18 protein-coding genes are annotated in these 18695 nt (G+C 42.8%); 4 read left to right on the top strand and 14 right to left on the bottom strand.

Annotation, left to right across the window (positions count from 1 at the left end):
* Positions 1–28: 28 nt before the first annotated feature.
* The 5 genes from RTX25_RS08730 to RTX25_RS08710 all read right to left on the bottom strand — a co-directional run bounded on the left by RTX25_RS08730 (position 29) and on the right by RTX25_RS08710 (position 6043).
* Complete coding sequence (locus RTX25_RS08730; RefSeq protein WP_312652787.1) at positions 29–1090, bottom strand: ABC transporter substrate-binding protein; 1062 nt, start codon at positions 1088–1090, stop codon at positions 29–31.
* Between the two features lie 221 nt (positions 1091–1311).
* Positions 1312–3300: a glucose PTS transporter subunit IIA gene (locus RTX25_RS08725; RefSeq protein ID WP_312652785.1), complete on the bottom strand. Its 1989-nt coding sequence runs from the start codon at positions 3298–3300 to the stop codon at positions 1312–1314.
* Between the two features lie 138 nt (positions 3301–3438).
* Complete coding sequence (locus RTX25_RS08720; protein WP_312652783.1) at positions 3439–4278, bottom strand: PRD domain-containing protein; 840 nt, start codon at positions 4276–4278, stop codon at positions 3439–3441.
* A 245-nt stretch (positions 4279–4523) separates the two neighbouring features.
* Entirely contained in the window at positions 4524–5726 is a 1203-nt protein-coding gene (locus RTX25_RS08715; RefSeq protein ID WP_312652781.1) for an AI-2E family transporter, read from the bottom strand.
* A gap of 176 nt (positions 5727–5902) precedes the next feature.
* Positions 5903–6043 (bottom strand): hypothetical protein, encoded by a 141-nt coding sequence (locus RTX25_RS08710; protein WP_312652779.1) that lies wholly within the window; start codon positions 6041–6043, stop codon positions 5903–5905.
* Between the two features lie 304 nt (positions 6044–6347).
* Here RTX25_RS08710 and RTX25_RS08705 point away from each other — a divergent pair, with 304 nt between their 5' ends.
* The gene (locus RTX25_RS08705; protein WP_312652777.1) at positions 6348–7247 is read left to right on the top strand and encodes a M15 family metallopeptidase; all 900 of its coding nucleotides are present in this window, start codon (positions 6348–6350) and stop codon (positions 7245–7247) included.
* 377 nt (positions 7248–7624) lie between these two features.
* Here the strand turns inward: RTX25_RS08705 and RTX25_RS08700 are convergent, their stop codons facing one another.
* The 5 genes from RTX25_RS08700 to RTX25_RS08680 all read right to left on the bottom strand — a co-directional run bounded on the left by RTX25_RS08700 (position 7625) and on the right by RTX25_RS08680 (position 13431).
* On the bottom strand, positions 7625–8980 hold the full coding sequence (locus RTX25_RS08700; RefSeq protein ID WP_312652775.1) for an SH3 domain-containing protein: 1356 nt from the start codon (positions 8978–8980) through the stop codon (positions 7625–7627).
* A 257-nt stretch (positions 8981–9237) separates the two neighbouring features.
* On the bottom strand, positions 9238–10200 hold the full coding sequence (locus RTX25_RS08695) for a DUF697 domain-containing protein (RefSeq protein WP_312652773.1): 963 nt from the start codon (positions 10198–10200) through the stop codon (positions 9238–9240).
* Between the two features lie 116 nt (positions 10201–10316).
* Complete coding sequence (locus RTX25_RS08690; RefSeq protein ID WP_312652771.1) at positions 10317–11438, bottom strand: DHHW family protein; 1122 nt, start codon at positions 11436–11438, stop codon at positions 10317–10319.
* A 13-nt stretch (positions 11439–11451) separates the two neighbouring features.
* On the bottom strand, positions 11452–12852 hold the full coding sequence (locus RTX25_RS08685; RefSeq protein WP_312652770.1) for an MBOAT family O-acyltransferase: 1401 nt from the start codon (positions 12850–12852) through the stop codon (positions 11452–11454).
* A gap of 90 nt (positions 12853–12942) precedes the next feature.
* Positions 12943–13431: a DUF4358 domain-containing protein gene (locus RTX25_RS08680; protein WP_312652768.1), complete on the bottom strand. Its 489-nt coding sequence runs from the start codon at positions 13429–13431 to the stop codon at positions 12943–12945.
* 197 nt (positions 13432–13628) lie between these two features.
* On the opposite strand from RTX25_RS08680, the gene RTX25_RS08675 reads away from it, so the two are divergent.
* Both RTX25_RS08675 and RTX25_RS08670 read left to right on the top strand, forming a co-directional pair.
* Complete coding sequence (locus tag RTX25_RS08675) at positions 13629–14498, top strand: 2-hydroxy-3-oxopropionate reductase (protein ID WP_312652767.1); 870 nt, start codon at positions 13629–13631, stop codon at positions 14496–14498.
* 41 nt (positions 14499–14539) lie between these two features.
* On the top strand, positions 14540–14977 hold the full coding sequence (locus RTX25_RS08670; protein WP_312652765.1) for a DUF188 domain-containing protein: 438 nt from the start codon (positions 14540–14542) through the stop codon (positions 14975–14977).
* Between the two features lie 55 nt (positions 14978–15032).
* Here RTX25_RS08670 and RTX25_RS08665 read toward each other — a convergent pair whose 3' ends face one another.
* Positions 15033–15401, bottom strand: a complete 369-nt coding sequence (locus RTX25_RS08665; RefSeq protein WP_312652764.1) for a hypothetical protein — start codon at positions 15399–15401, stop codon at positions 15033–15035.
* 174 nt (positions 15402–15575) lie between these two features.
* Between RTX25_RS08665 and RTX25_RS08660 the strand changes: the two genes are divergently transcribed.
* Positions 15576–16574: a Gfo/Idh/MocA family oxidoreductase gene (locus RTX25_RS08660; RefSeq protein ID WP_312652762.1), complete on the top strand. Its 999-nt coding sequence runs from the start codon at positions 15576–15578 to the stop codon at positions 16572–16574.
* A gap of 200 nt (positions 16575–16774) precedes the next feature.
* Here RTX25_RS08660 and RTX25_RS08655 read toward each other — a convergent pair whose 3' ends face one another.
* The 3 genes from RTX25_RS08655 to RTX25_RS08645 form a co-directional block, all read right to left on the bottom strand.
* Positions 16775–17515: an NlpC/P60 family protein gene (locus RTX25_RS08655; RefSeq protein WP_312652760.1), complete on the bottom strand. Its 741-nt coding sequence runs from the start codon at positions 17513–17515 to the stop codon at positions 16775–16777.
* Positions 17516–17644: 129 nt separating this feature from the next.
* A complete protein-coding gene (locus RTX25_RS08650; protein WP_312652758.1) occupies positions 17645–17869 on the bottom strand; it encodes a hypothetical protein in 225 nt (74 codons plus the stop codon).
* A 150-nt stretch (positions 17870–18019) separates the two neighbouring features.
* On the bottom strand, positions 18020–18550 hold the full coding sequence (locus RTX25_RS08645) for an AAA family ATPase (protein ID WP_312652757.1): 531 nt from the start codon (positions 18548–18550) through the stop codon (positions 18020–18022).
* Positions 18551–18695: the final 145 nt, after the last annotated feature.

Below are 18695 nucleotides of genomic sequence, written 5' to 3'. Positions count from 1 at the left end.
CTTCTGTTATTACTGACTTTATCTTCTTTTAATAGTTGGTGAAAATGTCGTTGAACTTTTCCATCCATGCATTCTTGTTTTCTACAACCAGATCTTCGTCATCATAAATGATGTTCATATCTTCTTTCGCCATCATGTAACCTGGTGCTGCAACGTCAGTTCTTACCGATCTTCTGTTCAGCTGTTCTACGATGATTGTCTGTGCTTCCTTGGATGTGATGAAGTCGATGAATGCCTGGGCATTTACCATGTTCTTTGCATCCTTGATGATGTATACTCCGTCAGGCTTTGAAATAACGCCTTCTTCCATATAAATAAGCTCTGCAGGTGCACCGTCAGCTACATACTTAGCTCCGCCTTCTTCAAAGGTCAGACCTACAACATATTCTCCGTCAGCTACGCCCTTATAAACTGCTGATGATCCGCTGAGCAGTTTGCCGTCAAGATTCTGTATGAAACGATCCACATAGTCCCATCCCTTTTCAGGGTCTCCTTCGCCCATGGCATATAGCATGTTGATCAGGTGCTCATAGGATGATGAGGATTTTGAAGGATCCGCCATAGCGATTTTACCCTTCAGTTCAGGTTTCAGAAGATCTTCATATCCCTTGATCTCGATATCTCCGATCAGGTTGGTATTCACCATCAGTACACTTGGAATATCGGTGAATCTTGTCAGTGGTCCTTCTGTGTTCTTGAAGTCTTCCTGAATGAATTCTTCATTTTTGCTGGTGTAGTTCTCGAAAAGGTTCATGACCGGTTTTACTGTGGACAGGGAACCTCCCCAGAAGATATCGCCTAGTGGATTTGCCGCTTCAGATTCAACTCTCTTAAGAAGCTCTCCGGTACCTGCTGCGATGACCTCAACCTTGATTCCGCTCTGGGTTTCGAATTCGCTTACCAGAGGATTGATGAATTCCAGAGGATGTGGACAGTAGATGACAAGATTACCGGTAGCAGCAGGTGTTTCTGCTGGTGCCTCTGCAGGTGTTTCTGCTGGTGTTTCTGCTGGTGTCTCCGCTTTGCTGCCGCATGCTGCAAGAGACATGACCATAACAGCTGACAATACAATAGATGCAATTTTTTTCATGATTACTTAACCCCCAAAATATTTGATGTCTTTATTCTATCTTTTTGTAAACGTTATAAAAACCGATTTTTCTCCAGAAATATCTCAAATTCTGAACCATATTCAGGATATTCTTTTTTAGACCGGATGAATACTGAAGCTTAAAAGCAGGAGAAAAGCGAAAAAAACAGGCCTCAGTGCAGTAATGCGCTGGGCCTGATTCCTCTTAGGCGAGAACAGTTTTATCTGACAATCAGTACTTCATCAGAAGCTGTAACCGCTCCAGAGGCAATGATCTTCATATCCTTCACCTTATCCATATTGGTGACGACCACCTCTGTGATGCTGGACTTCGCTTCTTTTTTGACCAGTTCAAGATCAAACTTCATCAGCGGTGTGCCATGCTCAACCTTCTGTCCAACTTCAGACAGTCTTGTAAAGCCTCTTCCTTCCATTTTGACCGTGTCGATTCCGATATGAATCAGCACTTCAAGACCTGAGTCTGTGATGATGGCAAGGGCGTGATTGGTTTCGAAAATATGCGCGATTTCTCCCTTGACCGGTGATACCACATAGCCTTCAGCAGGCTCTACAGCAAATCCGTCTCCGATCATTTTTTCGGCAAAGAGAGCATCAGGTACTTCTGAAAGATCAAGAATCTTCCCCTTCATAGGTGAGGTCATGATCGTTTCTTCCCCGGTTCTTTCAATCTGTGTTTCTTTTACGGATGCTGATTCCACTATGGTGACTTCCTGAGGATTTTCCATAATGCTCTTGATTTCATCCTTCAGTCCTTCAGCAGCTGTTCCGAAAATAACCTGGATTCCTGTGGGTCCGACTTCCATGACTCCTGGTGAACCCAGATCCTTCAGTCTTTTCTTGTCGACTTTCTTTGTATCATATACTTCAAGTCTCAGTCTTGTTATGCAGGCATCAATCGCCTTGATGTTTTCGGTATTGCCAAGTGCTTTCAGCACTTCCATGGCTTTCTCGGTTACCGGTACGACTACCTTCTCAGTTTCTTCCTCATCTCTTCCCGGTGTCTTCAGGTTAAATCTCTTGATGAGCCAGTAGAACAGGAAGAAGTATCCAAGTCCGATGACTATTCCGACAGGCAGAAGTGCCCATGGGTTACCTGCGTTACCTGTCGAGATACTGACGATGTAGTCGATGAGTGATGATGTGAATGTCTCGGTCAGTCTGACCTGGAAGAGATTCATCAGCAGTCCGCCTACAAATGCCAGTGAGATGTGGGCAATATAAAGGATCGGTGCAACAAACATGAACGCGAATTCGATCGGCTCTGTAATACCTGTGATGATTGAGGTCAGTGCAGCAGTCAGCATGACACCACCGATGGCTTTCTTGTGCTTAGGCAGAGCTCTCATATAGATAGCAAGCGCTGCTGCTGGCAGTCCAAAAATCTTCAGCGGATATTCGGCAGCAGTAATTGCACCTGCGGTAGGGTCTCCAGCAAAGAATCTTGCGATTTCACCGACATAGACCTGACCGTCGGCAGCTGTATAGGTACCGAACTGTGTGGTAAATGGTGTTTTGAATACATGATGAAGTCCTGTAGGAATCAGGGCTCTGTTACCGAAAGCATAAATTGCTCCGCCAAGTCTGAATCCGAAGATTTCCGCATCAATAGCCATCTGACCTAATGTGTTGATTCCGTTCTGAATTGGTGGCCAGATAAATCCGAGAGCCACACCCAGAAGAATGGATACGACGACCATGATGATCGGAACCAGTCTCTTGCCTTCAAAGAATCCAAGAACCGGATGAAGTTTCGTCTTGTAGAATCTCATGTAGATTTTCGCAGCGATGATACCGATGATGATACCGCTGAAAACGCCCATGTTGATTGGATCAGTAAGATTCTGTGCAATGGACATGATATCCAGCACCTTAATGAGTACAACATATCCTACAACAGCGGCAAGTCCTGAAACGGCTTCTCCGGCTGTAAATCCGATGGCGACACCTACGGCAAAGATCAGCGGCAGATTCTCGAATACGATCAGACCGCCACTGAACAGCACATCGACGAAAACCTTAAGAACAGTGCTCTGTGCAAGTGCTTCAGCACCTACAAGCTGTTCGATGACTCTGGACAGTGCAACCATAAGACCTGCTGCAGGCAGAACAGATACTGGAAGCATAAGGGATTTTCCGACTTTCTGGAGAATTGCAAAGAATCCTCCGGATTTTTTTGATTTGTTAGACATAGATCATTCCTCCTGAATATTTTTTTGAAATCGGCCAATATAAAAGGCATGAATCCATACTCAAAGAAAAGACCGCCATTATTTCTAATGGACCTTGTCCTTAAGTATAAACTCATGCCTGATCGAATCAGTTACACGCTAATTAAGTTTTGTATGATTCAGTTTGTAAAGATGCAGGGCAATATACCCGATTTCACTTTCTGGAACTACTATACCAATGTTTTTATTCAAAATCAAGGCTATGTTTTCAGAAATTTTATATTCGAATGGAAAATCTTTCTTCATTCTATCCAGAAGCACATTCTCGATCGCCTCTTCTCTGGAGCACCTTTCAATGAGACCGCGTAGATGGGACACCAGTCTTACACTGTCAAAGGAGTTTTCTTCAAGGGTGAGGCCGAGCTTATCTTCAATGTATGGGATGACCTTGTTGATGGCCTTGACATACTGGAGTGATGAGCCTTTTCTTTCGCCCATTCTTCCCCCATGGATATGAAATGTGATGAACCCGATCTCACTTTCCGGAACTTCGATATTCATCTGTTCCTTCAGAATCTCGACCGCTTTTTCCGCAATGGCATATTCTCTTTTATACAGCATCCTTGTTTCAAGAAGAAACGGATTGACGATTTCAATGCCTTCTCTGATTCTGTTCAGGGAGAAATTGATGTGATCGATGAGGCCGAAATGGATATCTGTATGGAGCTTTTCTCCAAGTTCCTTCTCCGCCATGCTGATGATGTCTTCCACCACTTTGAAGATCTCTTCTTCCACATTTTCAAGAAGATGTTCATACTGCTTTTTGTTGCTCTCATCCACATGAATGAAAACATTCTCGATAAGGCTGGATTCAAAGATGATCGAACCTTTCTTTTTGTTGAAGCCGATCCCTTTTCCGATGAGGATATACTCCATCTGTTCAGATGTCACAAGTACAGCATTATTATTGAATGTTTTCTTTACCATATAGCTTTTCACCTGTAAAACCTCCTCTTCCATAGTCACAGCACATCTGATTCTATAATTATAATGAGGTTCTTGTCAATAAGGAAAAATACTGGCTCCCATGGTGATTATGTTCTCCTTTCCCACCTGAATCAGGAAGCGGTAATTGCATTAGGGCTAAAAGGGTTTCCTGAATCCGTACATAAAGCAGAAGACCACCTCATCATGCAATGAAGTGATCTCCTTAGTGACCGTTCTATGTCATATTTGAATATCTTCTACTCTTCCGCCTTATAAATCGGCTCGATGTATCCATCTGTTTCATAGGCATCTGTGGATTCGGGCATCCCTTTGTTTTTCAGCTTCATTTCCACATATTCCTTGATGATGGAATAGATGAGGACAAATAGAGGCACTCCGGCAATAAGACCGGCAAATCCAAGAACCTTACCCCCCACAAGAATCGCAAAAAGAATCCAGAAGGACGATATCCCGAGAGAATCGCCAAGAATCTTAGGTCCGATATAGTTGCCATCCAGCTGCTGCAGCAGGAATATAAACAGCAGGAACCATAACGCCTGTATAGGGGAAACAAAGAATATGATGATGAAAGAAGGGACGGCACCGATGAAAGGTCCGAAAAACGGAATGATGTTCGTCACTGCTATGATAAAACTGATCAGGATGACATAAGGCATCTTGAAGATGCTCAGTGCTACAAAGGCAATTATGCCGACAATGAGAGAATCCAGAACCTTTCCCACAAGGAACTTGCTGAATATACGCTGGGTGCGTCCCAGAAGCTCCAGCACTTTAGTTGCATGCGAAGGGGTAAGGAGTCCGTAAATGACCTTTTTACCGGTTGCTGCAAACTTTGTTTTATCGGCGAGCAGATAAAGAGATATGACAATGCCAAGAAAAATATTCCAGATGGACATGGCTGTATTTCTCAGAAAATCCAGGGTCATCGGAAGAAGATCTTTGGCAAGATTGTTCAGAGCATCACCAAGTTCGATCCATCTTTCATTGAGAAATTCCACGATTCTCTGATCAAATGTATAAGTCTCTGAAAGCTGACTGATGAAATCACTGATATTCTGAATGTACCTCGGCAGCTCTTTCACAAGTCCTGTGATGCTGGAGATGAGCTGAGGAAGAATGAATGCCAGAAAAAGGGCAATAAATGCCGCAGCAAAAAAATAAGCCAGAACAAGGGCCAGCACTTTTCTGAACTTTCTGTACCTCACTTCTCTCAAAGTCGTCTTATTCAGCCATTTCTCTGCAAAAACCATAAAGAAATTGAGAATATAGGCGATGACAAAGCCATAGAGAAAGGGATATAGAATCGAAATATAACTGCCGATGGCAAGGGTGAATTCACTAAGACCTGACAGGATAATAAAAAACAGTCCTGCAGATGCCAGCACTATAAAAGCGTATACGGCTATTGTCGTATACTTTCTGTTCCATTCGATTTTCATAAATTACAGCCTCCAAATATCATTAAGCTCATTATATTTCATATCCCTTATAGAAAGCTTTATAGAACCGTTAGTTCAGGTTATTTAAGAGACAGATCTATAAAAGGAATTTTCTTCATAAGAAAAATGGATCAGGTTTTCACCTGATCCATGAACAACTCTATCATATTGAGATATTATTTGTTTCTGTTTAAGAGTACCCAAAGGATGTAGTTGTTGAGTGATCTGAAATCCTTCTCTGCTTCCTTTGAAAGTTCTTCCTTCAGTTCAACAGGCATTGTGAAGAGTATCTTTGTCTTCTCGTCTTTGTTTTTCATCTTATAGTCTCCTTTTTTATATTCGCTATTTGTTATAGTCATTTTAGTGAAATCATTCTAACCAATTCAATTATACTATAGATATCATAAAATGTTAATACTACATCTCATAATGTTACAGTGTTTGTTAAATTCGCCGAACCCATATTATTCACAATTATAGATTATAACAAACATTATGATGATATAGCAATAGTTATTTTCAAAAAATAATATGTTGAAATTATAATCGTTTCTGATATAACATGGAACAAAGTAATGGTGCATATTGAACCGTTATACTACAGCTTGGGGGGATTAAGATTTGAAACGTAAACTGTTCTCGAATAAACGATATGAAATAATCACTTTGGTGATTTCACTTTTACTTCTTTTCGCCGTCTTTCTGGTATATAGAGCGACTGACGAAAAAAGAAATCTGAACACAGAAATTGCATCTCTCAGAGCTTCCATCGAAGAGCATGAAAAAAACAGCACTGCCCTTGCGGAGGAACTGGAGAGCATAAAGAAAGAGCTGACAGATTCAGAAACTCTGCTTAAGACCTTCGCGGAAAAAAATGAGCGTGCTGAAGAATCTCTTAAGATTCTTCAGCATGAGAAAAACCAGGCACAGGAATCACTTCTCGAGGAACAGAAGAAGAAGGAACTTTTCATCCATAAGAGCCTGGTCAGAGTAAAGGATATTGATGGTTCAGTGGTGGTCGATCTTAAATACGCCACAGAGGATAACTTTACACATACAAGAGTGTATCCTTCAGGTGCAAAAGCGCTCCTTCGACTGGAAACTGCGCTTAAACTGAAAAGAGCCAATGAAAGATTTGAAAAGGACGGTTATCGGATCAAGGTCTGGGATGCTTACAGACCCAGATCAGTTCAGGAAATCTTCTGGGCACTGGTTCCTGATCCGAAATATGTGGCAGACCCGGCCAAAGGTTCAGTTCACAACCGAGGGGCATCTGTAGATATCACCCTTGTGGATTCCTCAGGGAAAGAGCTTCTCATGCCGACTGCCTACGATGATTTTTCAGAAAAAGCATCCAGAAATTATGCCGGAAGTGACACTTCTGCAAGGGAAAATATGAAGTACATGGAAAAGATCATGAATGAATCGGGATTCACAGGACTCCCCAGTGAGTGGTGGCACTTTGATGACAGAAGCGGAAGCTACCCCCTTCTGGATGTGGATTTCAGTATTTTCAACTGACGACTAGGGAAAAATAAAGGTACCGGTAAAACCTGCTGACTCTCAGGTTTCTACCGGCACCTTTTTCCTATGCTTTAGTTCTTTCTGACTGATGAAAGTTCATGAAGGCATCTTTGAAACATTGATTCCCTTGCCGCCGATGTCGGTTCTTTTTTTAATCACTGCATTTACCGAATCAGGCTGGACAAAACAGTTACGGTCTTGTCAAAAAGCCGAGTAAGGGGTTACGATTATGACCATCCATCAGCACTTCCTTTTTTCTCTTTCTCTATTTAATCTATGGTGTCAGTTTAAGGTCTGCTTATAAGCTGTCCTTTCATCATCCCAAAAAATTCTCTGCCAGGCAGAGGATTAAGGTCAGAAATTCTATCATCGGCTCAGTTTACGATATCATTGACTGTGACAAACTGATATCCTGCATCTCTTAGGCGCTTCAGTATCGTCGGCAGACCGGAAACGGTCTTATTCGAATGCATGTGGAAAAGAATGATCCCGTTGTGAGAGGCGTTATTTACCGCAGTACTGATGACATAATCTGTTGTAATCGTCACACCGTTTCTCGTTGTGGCCCAGTCGCTGGTATCCACGGACCAGAGAACAAGATATCTGTACCCCTCCTGACCGGCTATGGTCTTCGTTCTGGAATCATAGGCACCATAAGGCGGTCTGAGCAGTACAGGGTATCGTCCCGTGGCATTATAGATGACATTTTTTGAAAGTTTCATCTGATTCCTGACTTCAGCATCACTTAAAGTCGTCAGGTCTTTGTGGGCATAGGTATGACTTTGTACAGAATGACCTCGGTTGGCCATTTCTTTAATCAGCGATGGGTTATTATTCACAAAATCACCGTTAGGAAAGAAAGTACCTTTTGCACCATAGTTTTCCAGAGAACTCATAATCGATCTGACCTGAGCAGCAGTTCCATAATCATCAAAAGTCAGTGCGATTCTTTTTACTGAAGAGCTCCTGTTTCCCTTATTGATGACAACCGCCGGCGAAACATTCGGGGAAGTGGACGGCAGCGACGTGGAGAGATAGCTCGGACTTGCATAGCCCTCTTTAGTCCCGTATCTTACTCTCGGCCATGCATTTTTTGTGTCGAGAATGGTCACCTGTGAACCCTTAGGCATGGAGACTATGATCGGATAGGCTGTTGATGGACCTGTCCTTAAGTTCAGATCTGCTGTCGTATATCGGATAGAACCCTCCTGCGAGGGAGCGGATGGAGAAGCAGTGAGATAGCTTGAACTTGCATAGCCCGTTTTCCCGCCGTAGCTTACCTTATACCATGAACCGCTTGTGTCAAGCACGCCGACCTCCGCTCCTTTAGGGATGACGAGAATCACAGGATAGGATGTCCCCGGTCCCGTTCTCATATTGAGGTTCCCTGTCGCATAACGTACGGCAGCTGCCGGGTTTTTAAGGTAGCTGACATGAGCATACCCGGTCTTTCCGCTGTAGCTGACTTTCGCCCAATCTCCCGAATACCCGCTGACACTGACCTGAGCTCCTTTAGGAATGACCATGATGACGCCATAACCGGTTCCTGGACCTGTTCTCATATTGAGGTTTGCGGTAGTGACCTTCGTTTCAGCAGCTCCAGCAATAACGGTCTCCTCTCTCGCGGAAAATAAATTTGAATCAGATCGATGTATACCGATGAATGTGCCCAAAATAACCAGACAGAACAATGAGACAACTACCCTGCGTAAGAAATCAGAAGCTTTCATGGCATATGCCTCCTTATTTGGTTATTATGTCATCACCTCTTAGTGTCTTATCATTCTAGCACTCTGCAAAGAAAAAATACCACAGACCGGTAACAAAAAATACTGTAATCTGCTGTAACCCAGGCATAATGGCCATTTATCCATTCGCAAGGATGATGTGAAATTTCAGCCTTCTAAACTGTATTTACCCTCTTCGGATTAACGGTTTTTCATTTACTCAAAAAAAAGTCTCCCATATATGATGAGAGACTGAGATTTCAGTTTTCCGGAGCATCGTTTTTTCTTCTGAAAATTTTTCTTGTCGCACCTTTGGCCGCATTGCCGAAAGCATGTATCACATAAGTGGTATTGTCCCTGACTATGCCCCCAAGGAGTCCAATGGCCTCCATGGATGCAGAACGTCTCATCACTGCCTTGTCGATATCCACAAGACTTCCGCTGTATCTTTTCGCCATGGCACCTACCCTAAGACAAAGCAGTGCATTGACACTTCCTTCAGTGATGGAATTGATGAGCAGATTGGTTACATAGACTGTTCCGGGAATAAGACTTCCAAGGCTTCCACCTAGGATAGATGCAATTACAGGCTCCAGCTGATCGTCCATCAGATCGAGGTCCTCTACGCTTCTTGCCATGAGTACGGTCGCAGATATGTTCCCATAAAGATACGCGATTTCCCTGAAACCCGGTCTCTGATTATAGATATGCGAAACGTCCCAGATCATACGCATAAGGCTTGAAATCACAAAAATGCTGTCCAGTGCTCCATTCTGGGATATGGCCGTTGTGAGAAACACCGAGGATGCACCCTTTTTTACGAGTTTCGTCGCTTCAGCATCCAGAAGTGCCAGAGCCCGCATGACTTCAATCTTGGGTTCTCCATGCTCATCAAAGACGAATCCCTGCCCCAGAAGATAGGGGTTTGTCTTAAGTCTTGATTTCAGTGTCTGCACATAAGCATCAAATTTCGGATCATCGACAGATTTTGGCATCTCAGGCCTTTTCCTCAAAGTGAGCAGTCCATAAAGCGGCACAACGAGGATCAGGGCGAAGGCGAAACCCACAAGGACAAGTGCAGCGTAACCAAGGTAGGGATGAACACCTCCTGCAAGTGTATAGATCTGCGCTGCCTGGTTCACTGCAAAAACAATAAACAGAATCATCAGCGTAAAAGCTGCATAAATCAGCACTTTCTTAAATGGGCGAAATATACTTTCCATTTCTCACTCTCCTCTGAAATAACATTTATGATCCTAAGATTTCTTTCCTCTATCATAACATGCAGAATGCAGAATGATCAGTGGAGCTTTATGAAAACCATGGGTTTCGTTTAATCTTAATAGGCAAGTTTTTTAAGACTTGTCTCTTCTCCGAAACTGTTCATCCCATAGATGAGAATCACTTCATCAAAGTGCTCTTTCTCGATATACTCTTTAAGACTCAGATTGTAATACCTGAGGTCCAGATAATGGACTTCGCTGAAACTCTCCGAAAGATAAGGAACCATGGCATTGGCGAAGGAGTCCTTAAGCACCAGGATCTTCCTGTCATTTTTCTGATTGGCGTTCCTGATTCTGATCAGAGGATAATTACCATCAAGATAAGCCTTGTATTTATCGTATAGATCGAGATTCTCTTTGAAGATGACCCGATTCTCAACCCTGTTTTCTCCAATATATTCTACCTCAAGATCCGCTGTTTCCGATTCATAGAGGACAAACTCCTCAGGCTCTGTAAAGCTGCCTCTGAATTTAGAATAATAAGTGCCGAGAAAACCGGAGGTTTTATGCACAGTGAAATCTGTATTGTCCACAGGTGTCATGGAAAAACTGTTCATAAGTTCTCTGTAGGCAAGATAGGCACCATACTGTGTCCAGTGATGGTCTGTCCGGAAATAGACGTTCTCCTTCTTGTGCATCATAAAAAGATAGTGAAGATCGGTTCTGTCTTCCATCTGGAGATGATTCTGAATGTACTGAAACTGGGTATTCTCTTTTTCCGTGTCCGCAAAAGCAGGCAGCTTGTCATCATTGATCAGGGATGACGGAGGAACCACAAGGACATTAAGCTTCCCCTCAAGCCTGGTATTCAGTTCATTTACCGCATCAATATTTTCCCTGAGAATTTTCTCGTCATATTTTTTCGCCTTTTCAAACAGATAGTCATCCTTGCCGAGATACACGCCGTTATTCTCCTCTTTTCCAAGAACGACCTGAACATCGGACTTGAGATTGATGAAGATCTCTCTTAAAGGGAACTGGTCCTGAACAAAGCGCTCCACTCTCTCTGCAAGAACTCCTGATTTCAGAAGATCCTTATCCCACAGAACTTTATCAGAAAGCATTCTGTTTTCCAGCGCGGAAAAAGTCTTCGGCTGAAAGAGAAGATTTCCTGACAGAGGAATAAATAGAAGGAGAAGCATGAAAATCATCAGCTTTCTGTCATGTTTCCAGTTCATTTTTTTCTCCTCCTTAAAACCTGAAATAAAGAAACGGATTATAAGCGCCATCGATGATGAAGGATACAGAAAGTATGAATACTAGGGTAAGTACAGCTCCTGAAAGAGCTTCACCCGTAATATTCTTCCTCGATGTATATGCCCTGAACATCTTGTATGGCCATGGTGTCGCACAGACCATAAGAATGATGAAGAGCACTCCATAACGGGAAAGGTAAGAAAGAAAAACCTCATCCATGATCATGCCCTGTCCCAGCATGACTTTGAGATAGGAGAAAAGCTGCGGGAGCTCTTCCATGGCAAAAACTGCAAAACTGATCAGAAGGACCGGAATGGTATAAAGCCTTCTGAAGAAACCGCTCATCTTATCAAGAATGTTTTTCAGAACATACTTTTCAAGAATAAGCACTACAGCAAAGTACGCACCCCAAAGGACATAGTTCCATGCTGCGCCGTGCCAGAAACCGGTAAGCAGCCACACCACCACGATATTCCTCAAAGAAATCAGTGTACCGTTTCTGTTCCCGCCTAGCGGAATATACAGGTAATCCCGGAACCAGCTGCCAAGACTCATATGCCATCTTCTCCAGAACTCCGTTATACTCTTTGAGATGAACGGATAGTCAAAGTTTTCAAGAAAGTCAAAACCGAAGATCTTTCCAAGACCGATGGCCATATCAGAATATCCGCTGAAGTCAAAGTAGATCTGAAGCGAAAAGGCCATAATACCTATCCATGCAGATGCCAGAGAGAGCTCTGCAGCCGGTATGAACCTTATTTCCTCCCAGAGTGCTCCGATGCTGTTTGCAAGAAGCACCTTCTTTCCTAGTCCCAGTACAAACCGCAATATGCCTTCCCTGATTTTCTCTATATTCATGACCCGATCAGACAGCTGTCTTTCCACGTCCTTGTAGATGACTATGGGACCGGCGATAAGCTGCGGAAACATGGAGACATAGGCACCGAATGTGATGATGTTTTTCTGGGCTTTCGTGTTTCCCCGATAAACATCTATACTGTAGGACATGGTCTGGAAAGTGAAAAACGAGATTCCTATGGGCAGCGCCACATTGAGCAGGGAAAACCTGCTTCCGGATATCTCATTCACATTCCTGATGAAGAAATCTCCATACTTGAAGAAAGCGAGCAGCCCAAGATTGGCGAAAACCGAAACCGTCAGAAACACTTTCGGAAGCATTTTCCTGTTTCTGTACTTTTCAATCAGCAGACCGTTGAAATAGTCGATCAGGATAGACAGAATCATGATCAGAATATAAACCGGCTCACCGAAACCGTAAAAAAACAGACTAAAAAGAAGCAGAACTCCATTTTTCGCCTTCATCGGAACAAGATAATAGATGAGGATGGTGATGGGCAGGAAGTAGAAAATAAAAGTGGCGCTGGAAAAAACCATAGCGTTCTCCTTATTGCAGGTGCTTAAAAATCTGATAAGTGATAAAAAGCTTATACCTCAATATAAGCTTTTCTCACTTTAATGGTCTGATTATTTGAAGTATCCCTGGAAGATCTCCTTCGCCTTCTCGACATCCGTATGGATGACAAATACGATATACTTTCCGTTTACTTCCACATAATAGTTCTTTGCGTTTTCATACTGATCCGGCAGGTACTGTTCAAAGGACTTCTGAACTGCAGCCGCACGTTTGTCGATGGCATTCTTCACTGTTTCGGCATCTTTTGCATCCTTCACTTTGAATACCGAATACTCCTGGGTGGTGACGTTCATCATAGGAATGTTGGCATCATATTCTTCCAATATGGATGCATCCAGTTCATAGAACTGCTTAAGAGTTTCATCGTCCAGTTCGATCATCGAGCCATATTCAAGCTCCTCAAGAATCTTGTCTCCGATTTCTTCAACCGGAACATTGACTTCCTCATTTGCAGGTCCTTCATCTGCTTTTTCACCGCAGGCCGCAAGACCAAGAATCATAATGCCTGATAACAGTACGCCTAGTAGTTTCTTTTTCATGATATCCTCCAAAATGTTTAATTAGTAACCTAGATTGAATTATAGATAAGTCCACTGCCCAGCGGGTTACAATATCATGACACATAAGTGACAAAAGAATATCTGAAGGAGCATGATCTGAGGATATGATTATTTGAATTTGGTCTGTGATATAATCTTTTATATAAGATCATAATAAATTACAGGATGTGATAAGCATGAAAGTCGGATTCATCGGTCTTGGTATCATGGGAAAACCCATGGCCATAAACCTCATGAAAAATGGTCATGAACTGAAGGTCTACAACCGTTCGAAGGGTTCTGTGGAGGAACTTGTCTCTATGGGCGCAACTGCCGCGAAAAGCATCGGTGATGCTTCTTTAGGTGTTGATGCACTGATCACCATGCTCCCTGATTCACCGGATGTAAGGAACGTCATGATCGGCGAGGATGGTGTTCTACACCACGCTGCTGAAGGACTTCTCTATATCGATATGAGCTCTATACTGCCTGAAGTCTCTATTGAAGTTGGCAAAAAACTGGCTGAAAAAGGCATCCATATGCTTGATGCTCCTGTATCCGGCGGAGATCTTGGTGCCATTGCGGGAACCCTGGCCATTATGGCTGGAGGAACACAGGAAGACTTTGATCGCGCAATCCCTCTATTCGAGGCAATGGGCAGCTCCCATGTTCTGGTAGGACCTTTAGGCAGCGGGAACACCTGCAAACTGGCAAACAATATGATCGTTGCCGGAAATCTTGCGATTCTATCTGAAGCGCTGATACTCTGCAGAAAATCCGGAACAGATCTCTCTAATGTCATCAATGCGATAAGAGGAGGTTCGGCGGGATCCGCAGTCCTTGAAACAAAAACTCCCAAGATCCTCAATGAGGACTACAGACCGGGCTTTAAGGTGGATCTTCATATCAAGGATCTCCGAAACGCCCTGAAAACAGGTCTTAAGCTGGACCTGGATATGCCTGTAACTGAGATGGTCATGGGTATGTATAAGGAGCTCAGCGAGGAAGGTATGGGCAATGATGACCACAGTTCCCTTTTCAGGTACTATGAAAACCACAGCCGCTAGGCGGTCAGATCAGTAAAAAAGATTCACTTAGGAGAAAAAACATGCGTATTTTTATCGATGCCGACGGATGCCCCGTGGTGAAACTCACCATAACTAAGGCCATGGAGCGGAAAATTCCAGTAACTGTAGTCAAAAATTATGCTCATGTCATAGAAGATGACTACGCGGATATCGTAACAGTAGATATCTCCAATGATGCGGCAGACTACTATATCGCAAACCATATCCGGAAAGATGATATCCTCATCACACAGGACTATGGCCTTGCCGCGATGGCACTATCAAGGGAAGCTCATATTCTCAATCAGAATGGCCTCATCATCCATAACGGGAATATCATGACCCTTCTTGATCGCAGACACATCAATCAGAAGATGCGCAAAGACAAGCGTATCTACTCAAAAATCAGGAAGAGGACACCTGAGGATGACGGTGCTTTTGTGGAGTCACTGAAAAAGCTCATTGAAATGGAAGTATAATGAACGATAAAAACTGCTGTGCCGATATAGGTCACAGCAGTTTTAACTCTCTCTATTAAATCATGCAGTTCAGATTGATTTCCACCCTCAGATCGTCACTGTTTGTGAGCTTCCTGAATCGTTCGAAAAATTCTCTTCTCAGCGGCTCGTCCATCGATCCCTTTACCTGATAAGAGGATTTGAATATCCCTTTGACCCGGTCGTTTCTCAGTTCCAGAACAAACTTGCCGTCAAAAGTAGGGTAGTCTTTACGTACATCGTCAATCAGATCCTTCACCGATTCTTTGAAGAGTTTTTCAATGATATGATTTTTGTAGCCGTCATTGATTCTGCCTGTGTCATCCAGAAAATCATCGTACTCTTTTTTCAGTGAATCATTGAATGGAATATCCAGTATATAGTTGATTTTCACTATGCTGTCCAAAATCATCATCCTCCTTCATTATTACAGTATAAGCTTAATCTCTGAACCCCCTATGACGCTACTGTGAAAAAACCGCAAATCTTTTGCATTATACAATCTCTTCTTCTCTCATGTATAATGGATTCAGAACAATAAAGATATTACTGATCAGAGGATAAAAGGAGTGTTGTTGATATGATCCGATTTGCAACAGTAGGTACAGGTTTCATAACGGATGCCTTCATTAAGGGTGCACTGAAAACAGGCTTGATGAGTCTAGCGGCAGTGCATTCAAGAAGTTCTGAAAAAGGAAATGCGCTTTCTTCAAAATACGGTGAGGATATTCCCTGCTTCACAGATATCGAAGAGCTCGCGGGCTCAGATCTCATCGATGCAGTTTATATTGCCAGCCCGAACGCTATGCATGCACCTCAGGCAAAGCTTTTTCTTGAACATGGAAAGCATGTGCTTGTCGAAAAATCAGCCGCATCAGATTCCAGAGAGCTTCGAGAGGTCATCGCCCTTGCCGAAGAAAAAGGTCTTGTCTTTATGGAAGCCATGAAGTCTCTCACCATGCCTGCGTATCTGACGCTCAAGGAGAATCTCGATAGAATCGGCAGAATCAGAAAATATGTGGGGATCTACTGTCAGTATTCCTCAAGATATGATCGTCATAAAAGCGGGGAGTACGTAAATACCTTTCAGAAGAAATTTTCCAACGGTTCACTGATGGATATCGGGATCTACTGCATCTATCCCCTCATTGATCTCTTCGGTGTACCCGAAAGCATTAAAGCTGTGGGCACAATACTTGAAGATGGTGGAGTAGACGGGTCAGGATCCGTACTTATGCAGTATAAGGATATGGAAGCTGTAGTCATCCATTCAAAAATCAGCGATTCTAAGCTCCCTTCAGAAATCCAGGGAGAAAAAGGCAGCATCCTCATCGACAGAATCGGAAGTCCCGGTGAAATCACTCTTATTCTGAGAGACGGGACAAAGGAAGTGCTAGCTCCATCTACCTTCAGAGAGGATATGTATTATGAAGCAGCTGAATTTGTAGAGACCATCAGGTCCGGTAAATCCTTTTCCAAAATCAATCATGAAAAGCTGGCGATTTCCGTTCATGAGGTTATGGATGAAATCCGAAAAAAGATCGGCCTTGTCTTCCCCAGCGACACAAGGGCAGAGTAAACACGAATTTGATATGATCGGATGCAAAAGCCGGGCAGAAAGGTATACGACCTTACTGCCCGGCTTCATCTGCGCGTTCATTCACATTAAACTAAAATCGATGCAAATACTGATCCCACAAGACCAAGAAGAATAATGGCTGCAACAACTTTTGTGATCATATCTCTCTTTTTATACAAACTCTCTCACACCTTTCTGAATTAATCTCTGAACTCTATGTTGGGTCTTCTATAATATACAAACTGAGTTGACGGCGCTGAAGGAGAAAACTTTCCTCCGCTCATGTCTTTGTTATTTCTTTTCAGCGTATTATTCAGCGAAATGACGATTCTGCCATCTTCCAGTCCATTCGCCTTATATTGTACACCTCCGGCATGGATAAATGCATCTTCTCCATCAATTTTTCCGATATATATACCGATGTGATTCACTTTGCTGCCCTCAGGAATCATGGAAAATCCGATGTCACCAACCTTAAGCTCGGACTCCATGACGGGTGATGAACTGTGCCATATCTTCGTCGATACAGGGCCCGCTTCGGTGCTTCTTTCGCTTAGGGCTTCACCGGTAAGATTGAGATAAACCCAGTCGACAAATCCTCCTGAACCCATGGGTCCAGATGGCTTGCCCTCAACAAGCTGCTCCTGTCCGAGCGTAAATGGATGATTGATGAGAATCTGAGATAGGGCAATCAGATCTTTCCTCGAAACGCTGCCGTCTTCTGATTTCACTTCCATATATTCGGTATTTCCGGTATAACTGACTTTCTTATTAAAAAACATATCAAATAACCCGTTCTGATCCATAACGGTCACAAAAACCACAATCACAACGGTAAGGATGAGTCCGGTCCATATTCTTCTTTTTCGGCGATTTCGCCTTCTGATTTCCTGTACTCTCTTCACTCTTTCATTTCCATGAAACTTCAAACGGTCTTCCACTCTATCACCTATTCGTTTCCATTCTTCATTAAACTCATCTGAATCAGGATATTCGCTTCCGTAATTACGGACATAAGAAAAAACCTGATCACTCAGGTCTCATTCTATATCAAGTTTATTAACTTTGCTTTAAAACTCTTCATTGGAACTCTTAAATTTTGGTCGAAATATAATGAGCCACAGGATACCCATGACCAGCATGGTGGCAGCCGCTGCATAAAAAGCCTGTCTGTAGACGTCACCTGTCGATTCAACCATTGATGATTTTGAAAGTTCTTCGCTGGCATATACCAGTGTACCAAAATTAAAAATTATTGCAGATAAAAATAAAATGGTTCTGTAGACTTTTCCCATAACGTCCACCTCCTTGCTTATCTCCATATTAGCAGAATTTTTCCGCTTTTTTGTTAACGAAGATTAAACATTAACGGAACTGAGAATAAATAATTAATGTCATTTCCATCTGAATACAGGAAACTATTTAACATATCATTAAATTGGCACTTATTTTATGACTTTAAGCGCATAATCTATCGAACGGATAAGCCTTCTTTTCGAATAACTATTATCGATGACAATATTCGCGAAAAAACGGTTAAAAGTCTCCTCATTCCGAATATAATTCTGGAATCTTTTTCGGATGGTTTCTCGGCTGTCTCCTCTTTCTTTCATCCGTTTTCTTAACGTGCCGGGGGATGCGTCAATATAGATTATTCTGACCTCTTCCTTATATATCCTTTTAAATGCCATAGCCCCGTTTATATCCGTGACCGCAAAAACATCTCCGTCAGAGGATTTTCTCGTGACCTCTTCACGAGACACGCCGTAACGGTTTCCTGCATATACACTTTCTTCTACTTTATCCACCTGCATGAATCTTTCCTCGTCGACAAAGTGATAAGCCTCTCCGTTCTTTTCTCCGGATCTTGGGGCTCTTGTCGTATGAGACACGAGTTCTTTCATACCGATGCTTTTAAGATGCTCTCCCACTTCTGTTTTACCCGATCCCGAAGGACCCATTATGATATAGATCATGTTCACACCACCTTCTTTCAAACATTTTACCAGAAAACAGACTCTTTATTCCTGAATATCGAAATCCGATTTTAACTTTCGTATAATATTTGCTATAATCCCGACTTTGACAGTTGGAAGAAGCTGAAACAGCTAGAAACGCCCT

It is taken from the genome of Proteiniclasticum sp. (genome assembly GCF_032054185.1).
Taxonomy (GTDB): Bacteria; Bacillota; Clostridia; order Clostridiales; family Clostridiaceae; genus Proteiniclasticum.
Note: the sequence above shows the minus strand (reverse complement) of the source record. Positions and strands in the feature narration are given on the sequence as shown.